This is a genomic window from Lawsonella clevelandensis (assembly GCF_003241315.1).
Classification (GTDB): Bacteria; Actinomycetota; Actinomycetes; order Mycobacteriales; family Mycobacteriaceae; genus Lawsonella; species Lawsonella clevelandensis_A.
Map to the genome: position 1 here is coordinate 16,873 of NZ_QFOZ01000008.1, position 18,984 is coordinate 35,856.

Below are 18,984 nucleotides of genomic sequence, written 5' to 3' on the forward strand. Positions count from 1 at the left end.
TGGTACAGCTGTGTCTAAAAGACCTTGCTAGAAGGTTTTCAGTGGGGCAGTTAGAGCAAACCGAATTGGCTTGCGCCAGTACAACAAAGACACTTTTCATACGACCGCGTATATGCAGGTCGGAAATCTCATATACGTATAAGATTCCTGGTCAGGAGTAAAAATGATTCAGCAAGAGTCGCGGCTTAAGGTCGCCGACAACACTGGTGCACGCGAGCTGCTGTGCATCCGTGTACTCGGTGGTTCTGGTCGCCACTATGCCGGGATTGGCGACGTCGTCGTCGCATCTGTGAAAGATGCCATCCCCGGTGGCAATGTTAAAAAGGGCGATGTCGTTAAAGCCGTTATCGTTCGTGCCAAGAAGGAAACCCGTCGCACTGACGGTTCCTACATTCGTTTCGATGAGAACGCCGCTGTCATCATTAAGAATGACAATGAGCCTCGTGGTACCCGTATTTTCGGACCCGTTGCTCGTGAGCTGCGCGACCGTCAGTTCATGAAGATCATTTCTCTCGCTCCGGAGGTGCTGTAATGAAGGTACGCAAGGGCGATAAAGTTCTCGTGATCTCTGGCAAGGACAAGGGTGTCGAGGGCAAGGTTATTGAAGCCTACCCGCAGACCAACAAAGTTCTCGTCGAAGGCGTTAACCGTATTAAGAAGCACACCGCTAACCCTGCCAATGAAGCCGGCGCCGAGTCCGACGGAATTGTAACGCAGGAAGCCCCCATCCACGTGTCCAACGTCATGGTTCTTGACGCTGAAGGCACCCCAACCCGGGTGGGATACCGTAAGGACGAGAACAGCAAGAAAGTCCGTATTTCTCGCCGGAGTGGGAAGGATCTCTAATCATGACCGATGCCCTTACCCCCCGTCTTAAGACCCGTTACCAGAATGAAATTCGTGACGCTCTCCAGAAGGAATTCACCTACGAGAACGTCATGCAGATTCCTGGTCTGACCAAGGTTGTTGTCAACATGGGTGTTGGCGCCGCTGCCCACGATGCAAAGCGCATCAACGGTGCAGTGAGCGACCTCACCGCCATCACCGGCCAGAAGCCGGAGATTCGTCGTGCCCGCAAGTCCATCGCTAACTTCAAACTGCGCGAAGGACAGGCCATTGGTGCCCGCGTCACCCTCCGTGGCGACCGTATGTGGGAATTCCTTGACCGTCTACTGACCACTGCTTTGCCGCGTATTCGCGACTTCCGTGGTCTCTCTGACCGCCAGTTCGACGGACACGGCAACTACACCTTCGGTCTTACCGAACAGTCCATGTTCCACGAGCTGGACGTTGATAAGATTGACTTCCCGCGTGGTATGGACATCACTGTCGTCACCACCGCGGTGAATGATGATGAGGGACGCGCACTCCTCCGCGAGCTGGGCTTCCCCTTCAAAAAGAAAAACAACAAATAAGTTGGGGCGCTGTGAGGCTGGATCCAGCTAGAACTGTGATCCAGTTGCGCAGAACCTTGCCGGAGTGGAAAACCACTTCGGTTCACGAATTACTTCGCAGAAGGCCCACGATGGGGCGGTATTCCGCGTCATGTTGTATGGGAACCACGGCGAGAAAGGTAGAAGATCGCTCATGTCGATGACCGATCCGATCGCAGATATGCTTACGCGTGTTCGTAATGCAAGTTCTGCATTCCACAGTGAGGTCGCAATGCCGGCCTCCAAACTCAAGATCAATATTGCTGAGATCTTGAAGAATGAGGGTTTCGTTGCAGACTACCGCGTTGAAGACGCCAAAGTCGGTAAGACTCTCACCATTGAGCTTAAGTACAACTCTTCCCGTGAGCCGGGCATTCTAGGACTGCGTCGCATTTCTAAGCCGGGTCTCCGTGTGTACGCCAAGTCTGATAACCTGCCGACCGTTCTAGGTGGTCTGGGTGTGGCTATTATCTCCACGTCCCAGGGACTGCTGACCGATCGTCAGGCAACCGAGAAGGGTGTAGGTGGGGAAGTCCTCGCCTACGTCTGGTAAGGAGGACTGGCACATGTCACGTATTGGTAAGAATCCCGTTGCTGTACCAGCAAACGTGGAAGTGAAAATTGATGGCCAGAACATTGAGGTAAAAGGCCCCAAGGGTTCCCTTTCCCTCACTGTTACTGAGCCGATGAAGGTATCCCGCAACGAAGACGGTGCTATCGTCGTCGAGCGTCCTGATGATGAGCGCGAAAACCGTGCACTGCACGGCCTTACCCGCAGCCTCATCAACAACATGGTTATTGGTGTTACCGAAGGCTACACCAAGAACATGGAAATCTACGGCGTTGGCTACCGCGTTCTGCAAAAGGGTAAAGACCTTGAGTTCTCCCTCGGTTATAGCCACACTGTGCCCGTTGCGGCTCCAGAAGGCATCACCTTCACCACTGATGGTCCCACTAAATTTGCCGTAAGTGGTATCGATAAGCAGCTCGTTGGCCAGGTTGCCGCTAATATCCGCCGTCTGCGGAAGACCGACCCCTACAAGGGCAAGGGCATCCGTTACGAAGGCGAGCAAATTCGCCGCAAGGTCGGAAAGGCTGGTAAGTAAGCATGGCTGAAGAAAAGCGTCAGAACATCGGTAAGGATGAATCCACCAAGCGTCGCAATGCTCGTGCTCGCCGCCACTCTCGCCTCCGCAAGAAGGTTGCTGGCACTGCTGCACGTCCGCGCATGGTCGTTAATCGTTCTACCCGTAATATTCACGTTCAGCTCATTGATGATCAGGCTGGACACACTCTTGCCGCAGCTTCCTCCATTGAAGCTGATGTGCGCGCCCTAGAAGGCGACAAGAAGGCTAAGGCTGCTAAGGTCGGCGAATTGGTCGCTGCCCGTGCCAAGGCTGCAGGTGTTGAACAGGTTGTGTTCGACCGCGGTGGTAACAAGTACCACGGCCGTGTCGCCGCACTTGCCGATGCCGCTCGTGAAGGAGGTCTGGAGTTCTAATGGCAGAACATCAGCGTCGTGAAGGCGGACAGAATTCCGCCAATAACCGCGAGCAGCGTCGCGGTCGTCGTGATGAGCGTCGTAACGCTCGTAACGAGGAGAAAGAGAACAACTACATCGAGCGCGTTGTCGCCGTTAACCGTGTCGCCAAGGTTGTCAAAGGTGGTCGTCGCTTCAGCTTCACCGCTCTTGTCGTTGTTGGTGATGGCAAAGGTATGGTCGGCGTAGGATACGGCAAGGCCAAGGAAGTTCCAGCCGCTATCTCCAAGGGCGTCGAGGAAGCTCGCAAGAACTTCTTCCGTGTCCCGATTATCGGCACCACTATTCCTCACCCGGTTCAGGGAGAGGATTCCGCTGGTGTTGTTATGATGCGTCCTGCCTCTGAAGGTACCGGTGTGATTGCTGGTGGCGCTACTCGTGCAGTGCTTGAAGCTGCTGGCATTTCCGATATTCTCTGCAAGTCGCTGGGTAGCGATAATGCCATCAACGTTGTGCATGCCACCGTTAATGGTCTTCAGCAACTTCAGCGTCCGGAAGCCGTTGCTGCTCGTCGTGGCAAGGCTCTGGATGAGGTTGCTCCGGCCGGTATGCTGCGTAAGCGTGCTGCAGGACAGGAGGCATAGTCATGGCACTTAAAGTGACTCAGGTTCACGGTACTGTAGGAGCCAAGGCAAATCAGAAGGCTTCTCTCCGTACTCTTGGCCTGCACAAGATTCATCAGTCCGTAGTTCGCGAGGATACCCCGCAGGTACGTGGTCTGATTAACGCTGTTCGCCACCTCGTTGAGGTAGAAGAAGTAGCGGGAGAGTAAAACATGACCATTAAACTTCATGATCTCAAGCCTGCAGCAGGCTCCACCTCCGCCAAGACTCGTGTTGGCCGTGGTGAGGCTTCCAAGGGTAAGACTGCTGGACGCGGTACTAAGGGTACAAAGGCCCGTAAGAATGTCTCACCGGCATTCGAGGGTGGCCAGATGCCTATCCACATGCGTCTTCCTAAACTTAAGGGATTCACTAACCCTGCTCGTAAGGAATACACCGTTGTCAACGTTTCCGACTTGGCACGACTTTTCCCCAAGGGCGGAGAGGTTTCCCTTGACGATCTCAAGGCAGCAGGCCTTGTGAAGAAAAACGAGCTCGTTAAGATACTCGCCCATGGCGACATCACCGTGCCCGTTAAGGTAAGCGCCCACAAGTTCTCCGGTGCTGCCAAGGAAAAGATTGAGGCTGCTGGCGGTTCCATAACCGTTATTGAGGCCTAACTCTTTATCTAGAGACAGTAGTGGTGACCACGTGGTCGCATTTCCGCTGGAAGGCGACCCGTGGTCACTCTTTTCCTATAATCCTGATATTCTCGAATAGTCGTTGTGGCTAAGACGTAGCCGCAACCTTAACGTGACGGAATTACTCCGCCACACACGCACGTCTCAGCGGTAACCAACCTGGTTACCCTGGCAGGAGGATAAGTGTCATCACGCATAGCTGCCACCTGGAAGAATAAGGAACTTCGTCGGAAGGTTCTGTTCACCCTCGGCATTATTATTCTGTACCGCATTGGCGCCCAGATTCCGTCTCCCGGTGTGAACTACACTGCGGTTAAGGCAGCGCTTGACAATATGCAGTCAAATGACGGCTCTAATGGTGTTTACCAGCTCATTAACTTGTTCTCTGGTGGCGCGTTACTACAGTTGTCTATCTTCGCTTTGGGCATTATGCCGTACATTACGGCATCAATTATTGTCCAGCTGTTGACTGTCGTTATTCCCCGTTTTGAAGAGTTAAAGAAGGAAGGCCAATCTGGCCAGACAAAGCTGACGCAGTACACGCGTTACCTCACCGTCGCCCTTGCCCTCCTCCAGGCTGCTGGCGTGGTAGCTATGGCTGCAGCTGCTAACTCTAATTTCCTCCAAGGCGTTGAAGTTTTTGATACAGAAGGTGGAGACGGACTCCAAATGCTGGAGATGGTCACCGCCATTCTAGTGATGACCGCTGGTGCAATTCTCCTCATGTGGTTGGGCGAATTGATCTCTGAGCGTGGTATCGGTAACGGCATGTCACTTCTCATCTTCGCCGGTATCGCGTCTCGTATGCCGGTGGAAGGTGCTTCTATTCTGCGCCAGTCCGGTGGCTTCCGTTTCGCCGGAGTTGTTGTTGCTGCTCTCGTTATTATTATCGCTGTGACGTTTGTTGAGCAGGGACAGCGTCGTATTCCAGTGCAGTACGCCAAGCGCATGGTTGGGCGCCGCATGTACGGTGGTGCTTCCACTTACCTTCCTCTCAAGGTCTGCCAGGCCGGCGTTATCCCCGTCATCTTCGCTTCCTCACTGATCTACGTTCCTGTTCTTATTACAGAAATTGTGCAGCAGTCGAAGGGGCCAGAGCATGCCGCTTCATGGTGGGATACACACGTTATGACGTGGTTGACGCAGCCTTCCACATGGCAGTACACGCTTCTCTACCTTGCTCTTATTATCTTCTTCTCCTACTTCTACGTGTCAGTGCAGTTTGATCCCACTGAGCAGGCAGACAATATGAAGAAGTATGGCGGATTCATTCCTGGTATTCGCCCTGGTCGTCCCACTGCGGAATACCTTGGTTTCGTTATGAACCGCCTACTCCTTGTCGGTTCCATTTACCTTGCCATTATCGCTATCTTGCCGAACCTCTTTATTAGCCTTGGTGCTGGTGCTTCTGGCCACAGCTTCCCGTTCGGTGGTACTGCTGTTCTAATTCTGGTCAGTGTTGGACTTGATACCATTAAGCAGCTGGAAAGCCAGCAGATGCAACGTAACTATGAAGGATTCCTCAAGTGAGACTCGTACTTGTTGGCCCCCCCGGGGCAGGTAAAGGCACCCAGGCCGTACTTCTTTCCGAGAAACTTGGCATTCCCCACATCTCTACTGGGGATCTGTTTCGTGCCAATATCGGCGAAGGTACAGAGCTGGGTCTAGAAGCGAAGAGCTATATGGATGCCGGTAATCTTGTCCCAACTGAGATTACTAACCGTATGGTTGATGCGCGCTTAGATGACGCTGATGCCCAGAATGGTTTTCTTCTTGATGGTTTCCCCCGTTCGGTAGAGCAAGCTGATGCCCTTAAAGAAATGCTCGCCAAACGAGGCGTTAAACTCGATGCCGTCATCGAATTCCAAGTTGATGAAGATACTGTTGTCGAACGTATGCTTGCGCGCGGACGCGCGGATGATACTGAAGATGTCATTCGTAACCGCATGTCGGTGTACCGCCGTGAGACTGAGCCACTTATCGACTACTACAAAGATATCCTCCTCCCTATTAATGCTGTAGGTACGGTAGAAGAGATTCACGACCGTACTATGGCTGCTCTGCAGAAGTAGTGGAGGAGTACCCACTTCATGGGTCTTTTTACACGACATATTGTTCCCACCCGGACCCCCGGTGAACTGGACGCTATGGAAGCTGCCGGCCGCATTGTCGGTAAAGCTCTGTTAGCTGTTCAGGCTGCCGCGGTTCCGGGTGTGAGCACTTTAGAGCTGGATACACTCGCTGAAAGTGTTATCCGCGATGCTGGCGCCGTTCCCTCCTTCAAAGGCTATGAGGGGTTTCCCGGCACGATATGTGCTTCCCTCAATGAAGTTGTTGTGCACGGTATTCCTCGCGCAAATATCATTGTGAAAGAAGGAGATCTTCTTTCCGTAGACTGTGGCGCTATCCTGGACGGCTGGCATGGGGACTCTGCTATCACCGTCGAGATCGGAAAAGTTGCCCCGGATGTTGCTGCCCTCAACGCTGCTACTAGGGAAGTATTAAACGCTGGAATTGCGCAGATGGTCCCAGGAAATCGCCTTGGCGATATTTCGCATGCCATTGAGAACGCCACGAAAAAAGCCTCCCGTCATTATGGTTACTCTTTCGCCATTATCAAAGAGTTTGGTGGGCATGGCATAGGTCGTGAAATGCACATGGATCCATATCTTCCCAATGAAGGACGTGCGCATCGTGGCCCTTATATTGAGGAAGGCTCAGTCATGGCCATTGAGCCTATGCTGACCTTGGGGAGTCCCTGGACTGTTGAGTTGTCCGATCAGTGGACCACTATTACGGATGATGAATCCTGTGCGGCACATTGGGAACACACGGTTGCGGCAACCTCAGATGGGCCGCGCATTCTCACTGCGCGCGAACAGTAGCAGATCCTATTTGTGCAGGATTTGCGGCATTTAGCTAGTAATGACTAGACTTGAACCACGGTACCTTTCTATAAGTGTGCCTAGAAACGGATCAGTAGCGCCTGCTGCACAATAGCTCATTCTCTTTCTAAAACTATGGGATTGGATGGGATTGATTGTGCAAGAGGTGATCCAAAAAGAATTGTCAACGAGAAGACCGGCTACCGGTCTGGATAGTAGAGGATATGGCCAAGAAAGAGGGAGCCATCGAGGTTGAGGGCCGTGTTATCGAGCCTCTGCCGAATGCAATGTTTCGCATCGAGCTAGAGAACGGACATAAGGTGCTCGCCCACATCAGCGGAAAGATGCGTCAGCACTACATCCGTATTCTCCCCGAGGACCGTGTCGTCGTTGAACTGTCCCCGTACGATCTCACTCGTGGGCGAATCGTTTACCGCTACAAGTAAGATATTCGCCTCCCACTGCCTTGTGAGTGTCTGTGGACTCTCGCAATACCCTCGGCTGTGACGGCTGAGGCCTCGTCCATACAAGAGACAATGTGTGGAATGCGGGGATGGAATGGGAGAAAACCGTCACTGTACTGGAAGGAAATGCCTCTATGGCACGCCTTGCTGGTGTTGATCTTCCCCGCGAAAAGCGGATGGAGATCGCACTCACCTACATTTATGGCATTGGCCGGAAGTCCGCCAAGGATATCCTTGACGCCACCGGCATCAGCCCGGACCTTCGTTCCAAGGATCTGACCGATGATGATATCGCCAAACTGCGTGATCACATCGAGAACAACTACAAGGTAGAAGGTGACCTCCGTCGTGAGGTTCAGGCCGACATCCGCCGCAAGATGGAAATCGGTTGCTACCAGGGCATGCGTCACCGTCGTGGCCTGCCTGTTCACGGTCAGCGCACCAAGACTAACGCCCGTACTCGTAAGGGCCCGAAGAAGACTATCGCCGGGAAGAAGAAGTAATGCCTCCTAAGACTCGTACCGTTAAGGGCGGTCGCCGTCGCGAGAAGAAGAACGTTCAGCACGGTGTCGCTCACATTAAGTCCACCTTCAACAACACCATCGTGTCTATCACCGACCCCTCCGGTGCTGTTATCTCCTGGGCCTCCTCAGGCCACGTGGGTTTCAAGGGCTCTCGTAAGTCCACCCCGTTCGCCGCTCAGCTGGCAGCCGAAAATGCTGCCCGCAAGGCTATGGATCAGGGCATGAAGAAGGTTGACGTCCTTGTTAAGGGTCCCGGTTCCGGCCGTGAGACCGCCATTCGCTCCCTCCAGGCTGCCGGCCTTGAGGTTGGCACGATTTCTGACGTGACCCCGCAGCCCCACAATGGTTGCCGTCCGCCGAAGCGCCGCCGGGTCTAGGAAAGGGAGATAGATAAATCATGGCTCGTTATACCGGACCTATCACTAAAAAATCTCGCCGTCTCAAGGTAGATCTTGTCGGTGGAGATGTTGCATTCGAACGTCGCCCGTACGCCCCGGGTCAGCACGGACGTAACCGCGTCAAAGAATCTGAATACCTCGTTCAGCTTCAGGAAAAGCAGAAGGCCCGCTACACCTACGGCGTCCTCGAGCGTCAGTTCCGTCGCTACTACGAAGAAGCTAACCGTCGTCCCGGCAAGACCGGTGAGAACCTCCTGCAGATTCTCGAGTCTCGCCTCGACAACGTTGTGTACCGCGCAGGTCTGGCTCGCACTCGCCGCCAGGCTCGCCAGCTGGTTAGCCACGGACACTTCCTGGTGAATGACCAGAAAGTGACTATCCCGAGCTACCGCGTATCCCAGTATGACATCATCGACGTGCGCCCCAAGTCACTAGAGATGCTGCCATTCCAGGATGCCTTGGATAACCTTGGAGACCGTACCGTTCCGGGTTGGCTACAGGTTGTTCCATCTAATCTCCGCATTCTCGTGCACCAGCTGCCTGAGCGTGCTCAGATTGATGTTCCCGTTCAGGAACAGCTCATCGTCGAGCTCTACTCGAAGTAATCTGATCGCATTAGTGATCATCCCTCAATGGGCGTCATATAGCGGTCGCCCGTAAGGAGAAAACCCATGCTGATCTCTCAGCGCCCCACCCTGCACGAGGAAGTCGTCAGTGAAAGCCGTTCACGCTTCACTATCGAGCCTCTTGAGCCTGGTTTCGGTTACACCATTGGTAACTCGCTACGCCGTGCACTGCTGTCCTCAATTCCGGGTGCAGCTATTACCTCTGTGCGCATTGAAGGTGTCCTTCACGAGTTCTCCACCATTACTGGTGTTACTGAAGACGTTACGGAAATTATTCTGAATCTGAAGCATCTCGTTGTGTCTTCGGAAGACGATGAGCCCGTCACTATGTTCTTGCGTAAGCAGGGACCCGGTGAGGTCACGGGTGCGGATATTGTTCCTTCTGCTGGCGTCACCATCCATAATCCTGACCTCCATATCGCCACTCTGTCTGAAAAGGGCAATCTGGATATGGAGCTGGTTGTCGAGCGTGGTCGCGGATACGTGCCCGCCCCCGACACCAAAGTACAGGGTATCGAGATTGGTCGTATCCCCATGGACGCGATCTATTCTCCCGTGTTGAAGGTGTCCTACAAGGTAGAAGCCACCCGCGTTGAGCAGCGCACCGACTTCGACAAACTGGTTATTGACGTAGAAACCAAGAATTCCATCGCTGCGCGCGATGCTCTTGCTTCCGCTGGTACCACTTTGGTTGAGCTCTTCGGTCTTTGCCGCGAACTCAATACTGAAGCCGAAGGCATTGAACTTGGGCCTTCCCCCGTTGAGCATGATCACATTGCTGCATACTCCATGCCGATCGATGATCTTGATCTCACTGTCCGTTCCTACAACTGCCTGAAGCGCGAAGGCATCCACACTGTTGGTGAACTGGTTGCCCGTACGGAGTCCGATCTGTTGGATATTCGTAACTTCGGACAGAAATCCATTGTGGAAGTTCAGCTTAAACTTGCTGAGCTGGGTCTCACCCTCAAGGATGCCGACCCCAATTTTGATGCCACAATGATGGACGGTTACGACCAAGACGGCAACGGCTGGGGTACTGACACTTACTCCGAGACCGAACAGCTTTAGTCTCGCCAATCCCTTAACAGGAGAAAATCATGCCAAAACCCAAGAAGGGTAACCGACTCGGCGGCTCGGCCTCCCACCAGGAAAAAATCCTGGCCAATATGGCCTCCCAGCTGTTCGAGCACGGTGCTATCACCACCACTGAGGCAAAGGCCAAGAGCCTTCGTCCCTACGCTGAAAAGCTCATCACCAAGGCCAAGGACGGCTCTCTCGCTGCCCGCCGTAATGCTGCTAAAGCCATCCGCAACAAAGATGCGCTAGCCCAGCTTTTCGAAGAAATTGGCCCGATGTTTGCTGAGCGTGACGGTGGTTACACTCGCATCATCAAGCTCGAAAACCGCAAGGGTGACAATGCTCCTATGGCGCAGATCTCCCTCGTTACCGAGTCCACTGCCACTGCTGAAGCTTCCCGCGCTACCCGCGTTGCTGCCTCCAAGAAGGCCAGCGAGGATAAGGCTGCTAAGAAGGAAGCAGGTAAAACCGCTAAGGCAGAGTCTGCACACGATTCTGCTAAGGCTGCTGACTCCGATAATGATCTACCTGCAGGTGCACATGCACCGCTCGAGGATCCCAATGAGGCTCCGGAAGGCTTCCCTATTAAGGGCAACGCCAACTCCAAGAAGTATCACGTTCCGGGCTCCAGCTTCTACGATCGCACCGTTGCTCAGATTTGGTTTGCTACCGAAGAAGATGCAGAGGCTGCTGGCTACGAGAAGCCCAAGTCTCAGCAGAAGTAGGATAAAACCTTTACGCGTGTGTAATTCGTAGATCCTACACACTAGAGCAAAAAGTGCCCCTGTTTTACGACAGGGGCACTTTTCTATGTAGGCTAACCACTACAGAGAAGAGCAAGGAGAAGAAATGGACGAAACGATGCGGTTGCGTCTCGATATTGCTTATGACGGCACTGACTTCTCTGGTTGGGCACTACAACCTGCACAGCGAACTGTATGTGGGGAGATAACAAGGGCATTGGAGCTTGTCTTACAAACGCCTCTTCGGTTGACTGTAGCTGGCCGTACAGATGCTGGGGTTCATGCTACGGGACAGGTTGCGCATGTTGATATTCCTAAACAATGCCTAGATACTCGCTCTCTTAGTGGTGATCCACAGCGTCTTGTGCGACGTCTCGCACGTGTCCTGCCTCATGATGTAACAGTCACTAATGTTTCAGAAGTCCCTCTAGCTTTTGACGCTCGTTTCTCAGCGCTTCGTCGGCATTATGTTTATCGCGTGGCCAATCAGCCTTTTGGAGAAAATCCTTTGCGGATAAGGGATACATCGTTTTGGCATCGTCCGCTTGACTGTGACCGTATGAACGCCGCTAGCCAGATGCTGGTGGGTCTGCACGATTTTTCCGCCTTTTGCCGCTTCAGAGAAGGATCAACTACTATTCGCGATCTGCAACGTTTCGATTGGCAATGGCGAAAGGAAACTCTTGGCCCGGTTCTTGAGGCTTACGTTACGGCGGATGCTTTCTGCTGGTCGATGGTACGCAGTCTGGTAGGAGCTATGTTCCTAGTGGGGGATGGGCGGAAACCTGTAGAATGGCCGGCTAGTCTCTTAGGACCGGGAACGCGTAATCCATGTGTACCAGTTGCGGAAGCTCGTGGTCTTTGTCTTTACCGTGTGGACTATCCACAGGACCGCGATTTAGAGTGTCGTCAGCAACAAACGCGGGGTATGCGGCAAGCATGCGAGTGTGATTGACGTTTCTCATTGGGGATGATCCGCTACGCAGCGGATGGGAAGAGTCTCACCATGCCTATGGAGTGTGCCTGTGTATTGCTCTATGTGGTGTTGTGGTGTCTCCGGCCAGTGACATTCCACTACATAGGTGGGGAAGAGAGTGGCGCATTGTGATACTTTTTCTGCGCGTGTCCATACCACTGTGCCCACTGATGAATAACGATTGAGGATGTCATAGGGTGGGGGTTCCGGGCAATCCCAGAAGAGTAATTGTCGAGGATAGTGATCCTCATGGGCCTCTTCTAAAAATGTTAGTTGTTGACGGCCGACATAGGTGCGTAATTTAATCCATGGTTCTGGTGTGTGCGTAACTACGTAAGCTCTTAGTCCCGCTGCGGCTGCGCGCAGGCAGGTGTTAAAAAGAAGCGGATGCCACGTGGCAGTAGTGTCGTCATAGGTGTGTAGCATCGCCATTCGGTTACCGAATTGGAGGTTTATGCTAGCAGGTTCTCCGCTGTCGGTGACGCCGATAAGAATACTGCTACATGGGGTGGGTAGTGCCCAGCTGCGGCACGGACAGTGATTCCTCATCAGTTGGTTCGACATAGTGAGGGGGTCACTCTGGTAGTTGGGGGCGCTACTGAAATCGTGGTAGGAGCATTCTGTGACCATAAAGCATTGAGAGACGTCATCCCACCATACTCGGTTGGTAATACGTAATTTTGTCGATTGAGTTGTTGTGGGGGCGCAGGATGCTAGCTGATATATCTCATTTTGCTGCGTCGGGGGATGGTGAAACGTGCTGACAGTTTCCCACTCACGCGCTGTTTGGAGCGTCTTTTCCCACAGGAGTGACGATACATGCCAATGCGCATGTCGAGCCCAGGCGAGCACGCTTTGTTGATCGTCATGGATAGATTCTTGGAGAGCATCCATAGCTGCGGTATTGTCCGGTGCGTCCAAGAGGGGAGGACACCGGTAACTGACGGAGATCTGTACATCTTGGTCTTCCCACCGGAGTTGTGAATTAGTGGTGTTTCCTCCATAAAAAGTGCATCTGTACAGTGTTAAAACCGTCAATAGTGCATGAGGGTTATGTCGAAGAATGTGTTGTAGTTCAAGCGAAGCAGATTCGTTGAAACAGTATTCAGAAGTCGGTTGAAGCCGTAATGCCCATCCCAGACAAGAATTATTTTGGGGGACTGTGTTTGGGGTTTTTAATGCGCTATTAGCCGAGGTAGAAAGTGTATTTGAGATCTTCTGAGTAGTCATATCAGCCTTCCTATACGTAAAGTAGCAGTCCCTAAAGAACGCATTGGCTTGTATGGTACTGGTTGGCCACGACATATGGGAGAGCTACTTTATGGGTCAGGAACAATCTCGAGCACGTATTAATGCCTATAGCTTCATCATTAAGCACCTCCAAGAGGGTATGCCTAATAACTCATGGAAATGGGATGAGGATATCCAATCCCGCAGGTCAAAGTCACTTATCGGGGGAATAATCCTTATGGTTTTAGTGCTTATAGTGGTGGGTGTTATTGCCCTTATTTCGCCCTCGCGGGCAGTAGCAGGAAACGAATTAGTGCTCAGTAAAAATTCTGGGCAAATGTACGTTATGCAGAATGGTCGTCTCCATCCAGTCTCCGGTATTGCTGCTGCACGGCTCATTCTGGGTGATGCCGTTACCCCCACGGTGGTAACGGATAAAGATATTGCAGCACTACCCCAAGGAATCCCACTGGGAATTTCTCAAGGTCCGCGTGCATTACCTAACGATGCTGGACGAATGGGTGAGAACGGTCAGGTATGGGCAATGTGTGACTACGCAGAACCCACTACGGATAGATTCTTCAAAGTACGTTCAACAATGTTGGTAGGGGCAGTAACAGATTCTGCATTGGATAAGCTTCATCCCGTCACAATGCTGGCAGTACATAACGACGACGTGTGGCTGCTAGAGGGAGGGCACCGTCGGCCTGTCAACGACATGAAGCGAAGCGATGCGCTTCATAAAGGTGCTCGTGTTGTATCAGGCGCACTCTTAAACTCTTTAGTGGAAATGCCAAGTACTACCACGAACGCACTACCTGCCGATACGGGTGAAACCTCACTGTGTGCAGTATGGCGTGTCAAATCCGGCACTGCAGAGCCACGTCTTTCCCTCTTGGCCGGAAACCTTGATAAGGAGTGGAAGCAATCTACCGATCTAGCGCAGCAAGATAACGATGGCGATCGCGTAGATGCGTTTCTATTGATTGGGCGTCGTACCGTCGTTGGTTTTGCTGCTCCGCTAGTAGGGGGTGGAGCACTAGAGTCTGTTATTGATGAATCGCAAGAATCTTCCCACCGGCAAGCCGATGTGTGGGTAGTAGGTGACGATGGTATTCGCTTCGGTACGCAGCGAGAGACATTACACGTCCTTGGTTTAGGAACTGAAACTATGCCTCTCCCATGGGCCATGATTTCCCAACTCAGTACTGGCCCTTACCTCGCTCAATCTGATGCGAACGGGCTCGGCGCCACCGGGTAATCGCAAAGATAGTTCCACCGAGGATGAACATTCCGAGGATAGCGGAAAATGTTGTGTGGGGAGGAGACATCGGAGGTTCTCGAAAAGGAAGTCCCTCTCCATTGCCCTTCCCTGTTGAAGACGTGTTACTTACTGCTGCAATAGGATCAACAATTCCGAATCCCAATTGAGTATTACGGCCGCCTGCGACAGGACGAGCTGTTTTCTTTACATGCTCCATAACAGTAGAAGCATTCCAGTCCGGGTGCTGAGAACGAACAAGAGCTACCACGCCGCTAACAAAAGGAGTTGCGAAGCTCGTTCCTTGTAGTTCACTAATTTGGCCATCTGGGGTTTGCACAGCATCAACAAGCCCCTTTTTACCGGTAGAAACAATTTCTTCACCAGGCGCTGCCACATCAACCCATGGCCCCGCTATAGAAAATTCGGAGGGACGCCCATCTTGTGCAACTGATCCAACGGTAAGCACAAGATCGTCAAAATGCGCCGGGGAAACAACAGTTTTGATATCCGATTGGGAAACAGGTGTACTCGATAGCGGACGAATAGTATTTTGCACGCGACACTCATCAGTTAGATTGCCAGCTGCGGCAACCACCACGACGTCACGCACATGCACCGCATAGTACAGTGCAGCGCCTAGTGGCCCATCTCCAAGATCCATTCCTAAAGGGCGACATGCAGCTTGCGAGATATTAATAACGGTAGCGCCCGCGTCAGCGGCCATCCGTACCGCTTTTGCGAGAGTAACAACATTCCCCGGCGTACCCTCCGGGCGTTCAGGAGCATGCTGATGGTGTCGTGACGATTTTTGTGGCGGCGTATCCGGCAATACTCCGTAATGGTCGGAAGTTTGCCTAATGGAAAGAATGCGTACTGCAGGAGCCACACCCGCAAATCCATCATCATCTGGTTGCGCAGCGAGTACTCCAGCCACGACAGTACCGTGTGCATCACAATCGTGGAGGCCATTATCGTGGGAGTCGAAATCGCCAAGCCCGTGAATATTATGAAGCCGCGAATTAGGACTGACACCAGTATCAATAATGGCGACTGTTTGTCCTTCCCCCCTTGTAAGGTGCCAAATAGGTCGAGCGTCTACAAGCGGATGGAATTGCTGCGTCTGTACATGTGCAGAAAGCGCAGGTGACACAACAGGATTAACGCATGGGGAAGTTTGAGTAGCGCGAACGGTAATCGATCCGCTTGGCAGAAGTGACCTATTAACACTGGGCGGCTGATAGTTCTCAGCATATGCGGGGATAGTGCACATACCGTTAACCGCGAGAATGACACTGGTTGTGAGTAGTGCGAGGAAAGTTTGGTGGGGGCGTGACATACTTTCACCATTCTGGGCGAGTACGAAAAATATGTGGAAGAACAGTTGTGGGAATGATGACGGCTACAAGGTAAGGAGTAAAGACACTAATCCGGTAGCCACAATGCCAATGGGGAAAATAATGGCGAGCAATACAGATTCCATAATCTCCACAATGCGCTGAGCAAGAGGAGTGAGATTCCATTGTGTCGACCATAGCCAGAGTGCACTAAAAATGAGGAGGCACAGAAGAATAAGTACCAGTCCTACGAGAGGGTTCGTTAGAGCTGCCGTCACCACAGAAATAGCAGTAAAAATAACCAATACTGTCCCTAATAACCAGGGAGTTTGCGTGCGATAAACAGCATGGAGGCTTGCGCTCACAAGGCTAATAACAATAAGCCCTAAAAGAATCCACTGCCATACAGTGGGGGCATCATAAGGAGTAGTCCACGGGCACCCTAACAGTGTCACCGTGCACACAACAGTAAGGAAAGCACCGGACAGTGTCAGAACAGATTGTAGCCAGCGGGCCCTCTGTAATTTTTTCTCTAGCTCTGGATCTATAACAGATTGCGGGAGTAGCGGAAGATCAACATCAATAAGCGCTGTTAGAGGAATTTTTACACGGGCAATCCAGAGAGCTAAACGAGGAGCTGCCAAGAAAAGAACCGACGCTATAAGTAACCCCGTAGAGGCCGTACTACGTGCCGGAATGGGTGTGTATTCCGTGATCGTAAGACCTACCATTACAGTAATGAATACTCCGAAAAGAGCAGCAAAAGGCTCACTTTTCAGAGAGAGTGTGCCAATAAGTTGGCAGAGAATCATAGTAAGTAGTGACATGCTCACTGCGATAAGAGCACGGGTAGAAAGACTCAATCCGTAGTTGGCGCCGGGCAGTGCAAATCCTCCTGCTGCTGCCATAGTAAGTGCGGACCAGCCGAGGAATGAGGTGTCTGCGCGTCCACGTTGATAGATAACCACCATGGTGTAGGCCAAAAGAAGGATAAGGCTGCCAAGGACGCCTCCAAAGCTCCACCAGCTGGAAAAGAATCCAGATATGACGCAGCCTAATACCCATATACCAATGGTGATAAGACTCAGTCGGCGGCTGGATTGTTGAAGTTCGTTAAGGCGTTCTTTGTCGTCCAGTGAGTGGGGGCTGTCTGTGATGGCGGAGTGGGTAACTGGTTCAGTCGCCATGTCCCGTTCAAAAAGGAGAACATCGCCATCGCGTATGCCGTTATCAAAGAGAGTTCGGTCTTCTTTTAATACCCCATTTGTGAGATGGGCGAGTTGCCAGGGGGAGGAGCTGACAACATCGACGTATTGGGGAGTGTCTGTATCTATGGGGTCTAAGCTGTGATGCTGTTGAAGAAGGAATTGAACAAAAAAGGTGGCTTCAGAGGGGTAGAGAGTAGAGGGGATAGCGAGAGCTACTCTCTCATACGGGGTATGGACGATGACGCGGAGCGCAACCACTAATAATCTCCTTGTAATTGTGGGGAGGTACCTGATGTATCGAGAGTGGTTTCTCAATACACAAACGTTGCTAGTAATAGTCGATAGTGTCGCGTTGTGGGGCTTCTACTTTCTTTTTAATTTCTTTTTTATAAGAAAAAATGCAGGTAAAAGTATATTTTTGAGGAAAATAAAAAGAGTTTTTAGAAATGTAGCTCGCCCATAAGGCGCAATGATTTTCTACTATCAGGCACGTTCACTTTGTTCGTATTATTCACATAAGGGAATTAGCTACTCGTGCCTGAGGTATCGTCATCGTCTGATTCGGATAAAGGATCAGCTGTTTCAAGCTCTCATTCTGCTGTGTCACAAGGGGATACAGGGGCGCGCTCCACGCGTGGAATAACAGGTTTTCGAACTGGAGCAACTCGGTTTTTCCATGGTCGTACGCTACCCGCTCGTACAAGTGGTGATGCCTCTAGCGTCGATGTTGAGCTTGCCCCCGAGATTCCGACGCAGGAATCTCAGCCTCTTCTTCCCAAACTTATGCCTATTGTTATGGTGGTTGGCGTACTGGGGTCAATTATTTGGATGGCTAAATCCGGTGGTCGTATGAGCCCGATGATGCTGATGTTCCCTGTCATGATGCTTGCTTCTGCTGGCACTATGATCTCTACCAGTTTGGGTGGAGGGAATGTTATGCAGGAAATTGCTCGGCGTCGGCAGGAATATTTACGGTACCTGGCTGATCTGGATGACGAACGGCAAGAACTTCACAAACTTGTGAGAAATGAAGAGGTGCTACGTTTTCCGCATCCTTCTCGCTACCAGGGATACCTCAATGACCGGTATTTGTGGAGTATCCGAGAAGATGATGATTCATTTCTTTGCTTCCGCGTAGGAACAGGATTCGTTTCCACCGATGATCATTTTGTGTTTCCGGAGCTTCCTCGAGAAGAAGATCTAGAGCCTGTTTCGGTAAGTGCACTCCGCCTTTTTTCGGACACTGCTAACACTATTGAAGACATGCCCATTGTGGTCAGTCTGCGAGGCTTTACTCGATGCGTAGTAAGTGGAGAGAAGCAACGGTCGGAGAGTCTTTTTCGGTCTATGCTTATGACCTTCTTCCTTACACATCATCCCGAGGATTGTCATGTTGTATTAGCGTGTAAAGATCCACAATGGCCGGAGCTGTTGAAATGGCTTCCTCATACAGTTCGCCGCTCCGACTATGAGCTTTACCCTTTTAATCTTCTCCACCAGACTTTTGATTTACGTGAGGATTTACCCCAGCAGGGAACTACTCTGCTCATCACTGATAGTGAGGATTTCCTTCGTAACTATGGATCGTATTTCCCGCATATTGTCGCAATACTTCCAGAGGTTGAGCACACAGAAACAGGCCTTTATCTGGAAGTAGCAGATGATGGCATCGTCAGTGTGTGGTTTCATGGCGAATCTTGTCCATTAGGCAAGGCCGACGAGTTGAGCTATGCCACTGCCGCCGCTATTGCTTGGCGTTTGGCTGGTTATACAACAAACGACAGTGCAGTTGTTAATGGTGATGATGAGGCTTCCGATGAGGTAGCACGGACAGATCTTTTCGACCTAATAGGTATGGGATCGGTAGAGAATTTCCTGCCAGAACGCGATTGGGCGTTGAAGGTGGGGCGAGACCGTCTTCGCGTCCCTATTGGTCTTGATGATGAAGGGAAATCTGTTTATCTAGACCTTAAAGAATCGGCACAGGGCGGTATGGGGCCGCATGGATTATGTATTGGTGCTACAGGTTCTGGTAA

General features: G+C 51.8%; 23 protein-coding genes and 1 pseudogene. 21 read left to right on the plus strand and 3 right to left on the minus strand.

Translation table 11 applies throughout. The annotated features are described in order from the left end of the window. Positions 1–163 precede the first annotated feature (163 nt). The 19 genes from rplN (at position 164) to truA (ending at position 11,891) form a co-directional block, all read left to right on the plus strand. Entirely contained in the window at positions 164–532 is a 369-nt protein-coding gene (gene rplN / locus DI579_RS05550; protein WP_290595785.1) for a 50S ribosomal protein L14, read from the plus strand. After that, a complete protein-coding gene (rplX, locus tag DI579_RS05555) occupies positions 532–846 on the plus strand; it encodes a 50S ribosomal protein L24 (RefSeq protein ID WP_290595783.1) in 315 nt (104 codons plus the stop codon). The genes rplN and rplX overlap by 1 nt, the downstream gene beginning before the upstream one ends. A gap of 2 nt (positions 847–848) precedes the next feature. Then, positions 849–1,415: a 50S ribosomal protein L5 gene (gene rplE, locus DI579_RS05560; RefSeq protein WP_290595781.1), complete on the plus strand. Its 567-nt coding sequence runs from the start codon at positions 849–851 to the stop codon at positions 1,413–1,415. Between the two features lie 172 nt (positions 1,416–1,587). Then, entirely contained in the window at positions 1,588–1,986 is a 399-nt protein-coding gene (gene rpsH / locus DI579_RS05565) for a 30S ribosomal protein S8 (RefSeq protein WP_290598286.1), read from the plus strand. A 13-nt stretch (positions 1,987–1,999) separates the two neighbouring features. After that, on the plus strand, positions 2,000–2,539 hold the full coding sequence (gene rplF / locus DI579_RS05570) for a 50S ribosomal protein L6 (protein ID WP_303678900.1): 540 nt from the start codon (positions 2,000–2,002) through the stop codon (positions 2,537–2,539). A 2-nt stretch (positions 2,540–2,541) separates the two neighbouring features. Beyond that, positions 2,542–2,934 (plus strand): 50S ribosomal protein L18, encoded by a 393-nt coding sequence (gene rplR, locus DI579_RS05575; RefSeq protein ID WP_290595777.1) that lies wholly within the window; start codon positions 2,542–2,544, stop codon positions 2,932–2,934. Beyond that, a complete protein-coding gene (gene rpsE / locus DI579_RS05580; protein ID WP_290595775.1) occupies positions 2,934–3,557 on the plus strand; it encodes a 30S ribosomal protein S5 in 624 nt (207 codons plus the stop codon). The genes rplR and rpsE overlap by 1 nt, the downstream gene beginning before the upstream one ends. A gap of 2 nt (positions 3,558–3,559) precedes the next feature. Continuing rightward, positions 3,560–3,745: a 50S ribosomal protein L30 gene (rpmD, locus tag DI579_RS05585; protein ID WP_290595773.1), complete on the plus strand. Its 186-nt coding sequence runs from the start codon at positions 3,560–3,562 to the stop codon at positions 3,743–3,745. A 3-nt stretch (positions 3,746–3,748) separates the two neighbouring features. After that, positions 3,749–4,195: a 50S ribosomal protein L15 gene (rplO, locus tag DI579_RS05590; protein ID WP_290595771.1), complete on the plus strand. Its 447-nt coding sequence runs from the start codon at positions 3,749–3,751 to the stop codon at positions 4,193–4,195. Between the two features lie 204 nt (positions 4,196–4,399). Continuing rightward, a complete protein-coding gene (secY, locus tag DI579_RS05595) occupies positions 4,400–5,746 on the plus strand; it encodes a preprotein translocase subunit SecY (RefSeq protein ID WP_303678901.1) in 1,347 nt (448 codons plus the stop codon). Beyond that, positions 5,743–6,288, plus strand: a complete 546-nt coding sequence (locus DI579_RS05600) for an adenylate kinase (RefSeq protein ID WP_290595767.1) — start codon at positions 5,743–5,745, stop codon at positions 6,286–6,288. Before secY ends, DI579_RS05600 begins: the two co-directional genes overlap by 4 nt. An 18-nt stretch (positions 6,289–6,306) precedes the next feature. Continuing rightward, a complete protein-coding gene (gene map / locus DI579_RS05605; RefSeq protein WP_303678902.1) occupies positions 6,307–7,101 on the plus strand; it encodes a type I methionyl aminopeptidase in 795 nt (264 codons plus the stop codon). A gap of 224 nt (positions 7,102–7,325) precedes the next feature. Beyond that, entirely contained in the window at positions 7,326–7,547 is a 222-nt protein-coding gene (gene infA, locus DI579_RS05610; RefSeq protein ID WP_040804562.1) for a translation initiation factor IF-1, read from the plus strand. Between the two features lie 152 nt (positions 7,548–7,699). Then, positions 7,700–8,068 (plus strand): 30S ribosomal protein S13, encoded by a 369-nt coding sequence (rpsM, locus tag DI579_RS05615; protein ID WP_290595755.1) that lies wholly within the window; start codon positions 7,700–7,702, stop codon positions 8,066–8,068. Beyond that, a complete protein-coding gene (rpsK, locus tag DI579_RS05620) occupies positions 8,068–8,466 on the plus strand; it encodes a 30S ribosomal protein S11 (protein WP_290595753.1) in 399 nt (132 codons plus the stop codon). Before rpsM ends, rpsK begins: the two co-directional genes overlap by 1 nt. Before the next feature lie 20 nt (positions 8,467–8,486). Next, positions 8,487–9,092 (plus strand): 30S ribosomal protein S4, encoded by a 606-nt coding sequence (rpsD, locus tag DI579_RS05625; protein WP_290595751.1) that lies wholly within the window; start codon positions 8,487–8,489, stop codon positions 9,090–9,092. A gap of 66 nt (positions 9,093–9,158) precedes the next feature. After that, positions 9,159–10,184, plus strand: a complete 1,026-nt coding sequence (locus DI579_RS05630) for a DNA-directed RNA polymerase subunit alpha (RefSeq protein WP_290595749.1) — start codon at positions 9,159–9,161, stop codon at positions 10,182–10,184. Between the two features lie 29 nt (positions 10,185–10,213). Continuing rightward, positions 10,214–10,918, plus strand: coding sequence for a 50S ribosomal protein L17 (gene rplQ / locus DI579_RS05635; protein WP_290595747.1), 705 nt, complete (start codon positions 10,214–10,216; stop codon positions 10,916–10,918). 124 nt (positions 10,919–11,042) lie between these two features. After that, positions 11,043–11,891 (plus strand): tRNA pseudouridine(38-40) synthase TruA, encoded by an 849-nt coding sequence (truA, locus tag DI579_RS05640; RefSeq protein WP_290595745.1) that lies wholly within the window; start codon positions 11,043–11,045, stop codon positions 11,889–11,891. 6 nt (positions 11,892–11,897) lie between these two features. On the opposite strand, the gene DI579_RS05645 is transcribed toward truA, so the two are convergent. Further along, positions 11,898–12,833, minus strand: a complete 936-nt coding sequence (locus tag DI579_RS05645) for a hypothetical protein (RefSeq protein WP_290595743.1) — start codon at positions 12,831–12,833, stop codon at positions 11,898–11,900. Positions 12,834–13,233: 400 nt separating this feature from the next. Between DI579_RS05645 and DI579_RS05650 the strand changes: the two genes are divergently transcribed. Further along, entirely contained in the window at positions 13,234–14,403 is a 1,170-nt protein-coding gene (locus tag DI579_RS05650; RefSeq protein ID WP_290595741.1) for a type VII secretion protein EccB, read from the plus strand. Here the strand turns inward: DI579_RS05650 and mycP are convergent. Further along, on the minus strand, positions 14,345–15,742 hold the full coding sequence (gene mycP, locus DI579_RS05655; protein ID WP_290595739.1) for a type VII secretion-associated serine protease mycosin: 1,398 nt from the start codon (positions 15,740–15,742) through the stop codon (positions 14,345–14,347). The two genes, DI579_RS05650 and mycP, sit on opposite strands and share 59 nt — an antisense overlap. Before the next feature lie 63 nt (positions 15,743–15,805). After that, a complete protein-coding gene (gene eccD, locus DI579_RS05660; protein WP_303678903.1) occupies positions 15,806–17,206 on the minus strand; it encodes a type VII secretion integral membrane protein EccD in 1,401 nt (466 codons plus the stop codon). Positions 17,207–17,482: 276 nt separating this feature from the next. On the opposite strand from eccD, the pseudogene DI579_RS05665 reads away from it, so the two are divergent. After that, positions 17,483–18,984 (plus strand): annotated as a pseudogene (locus DI579_RS05665) (hypothetical protein); the annotation flags it as partial.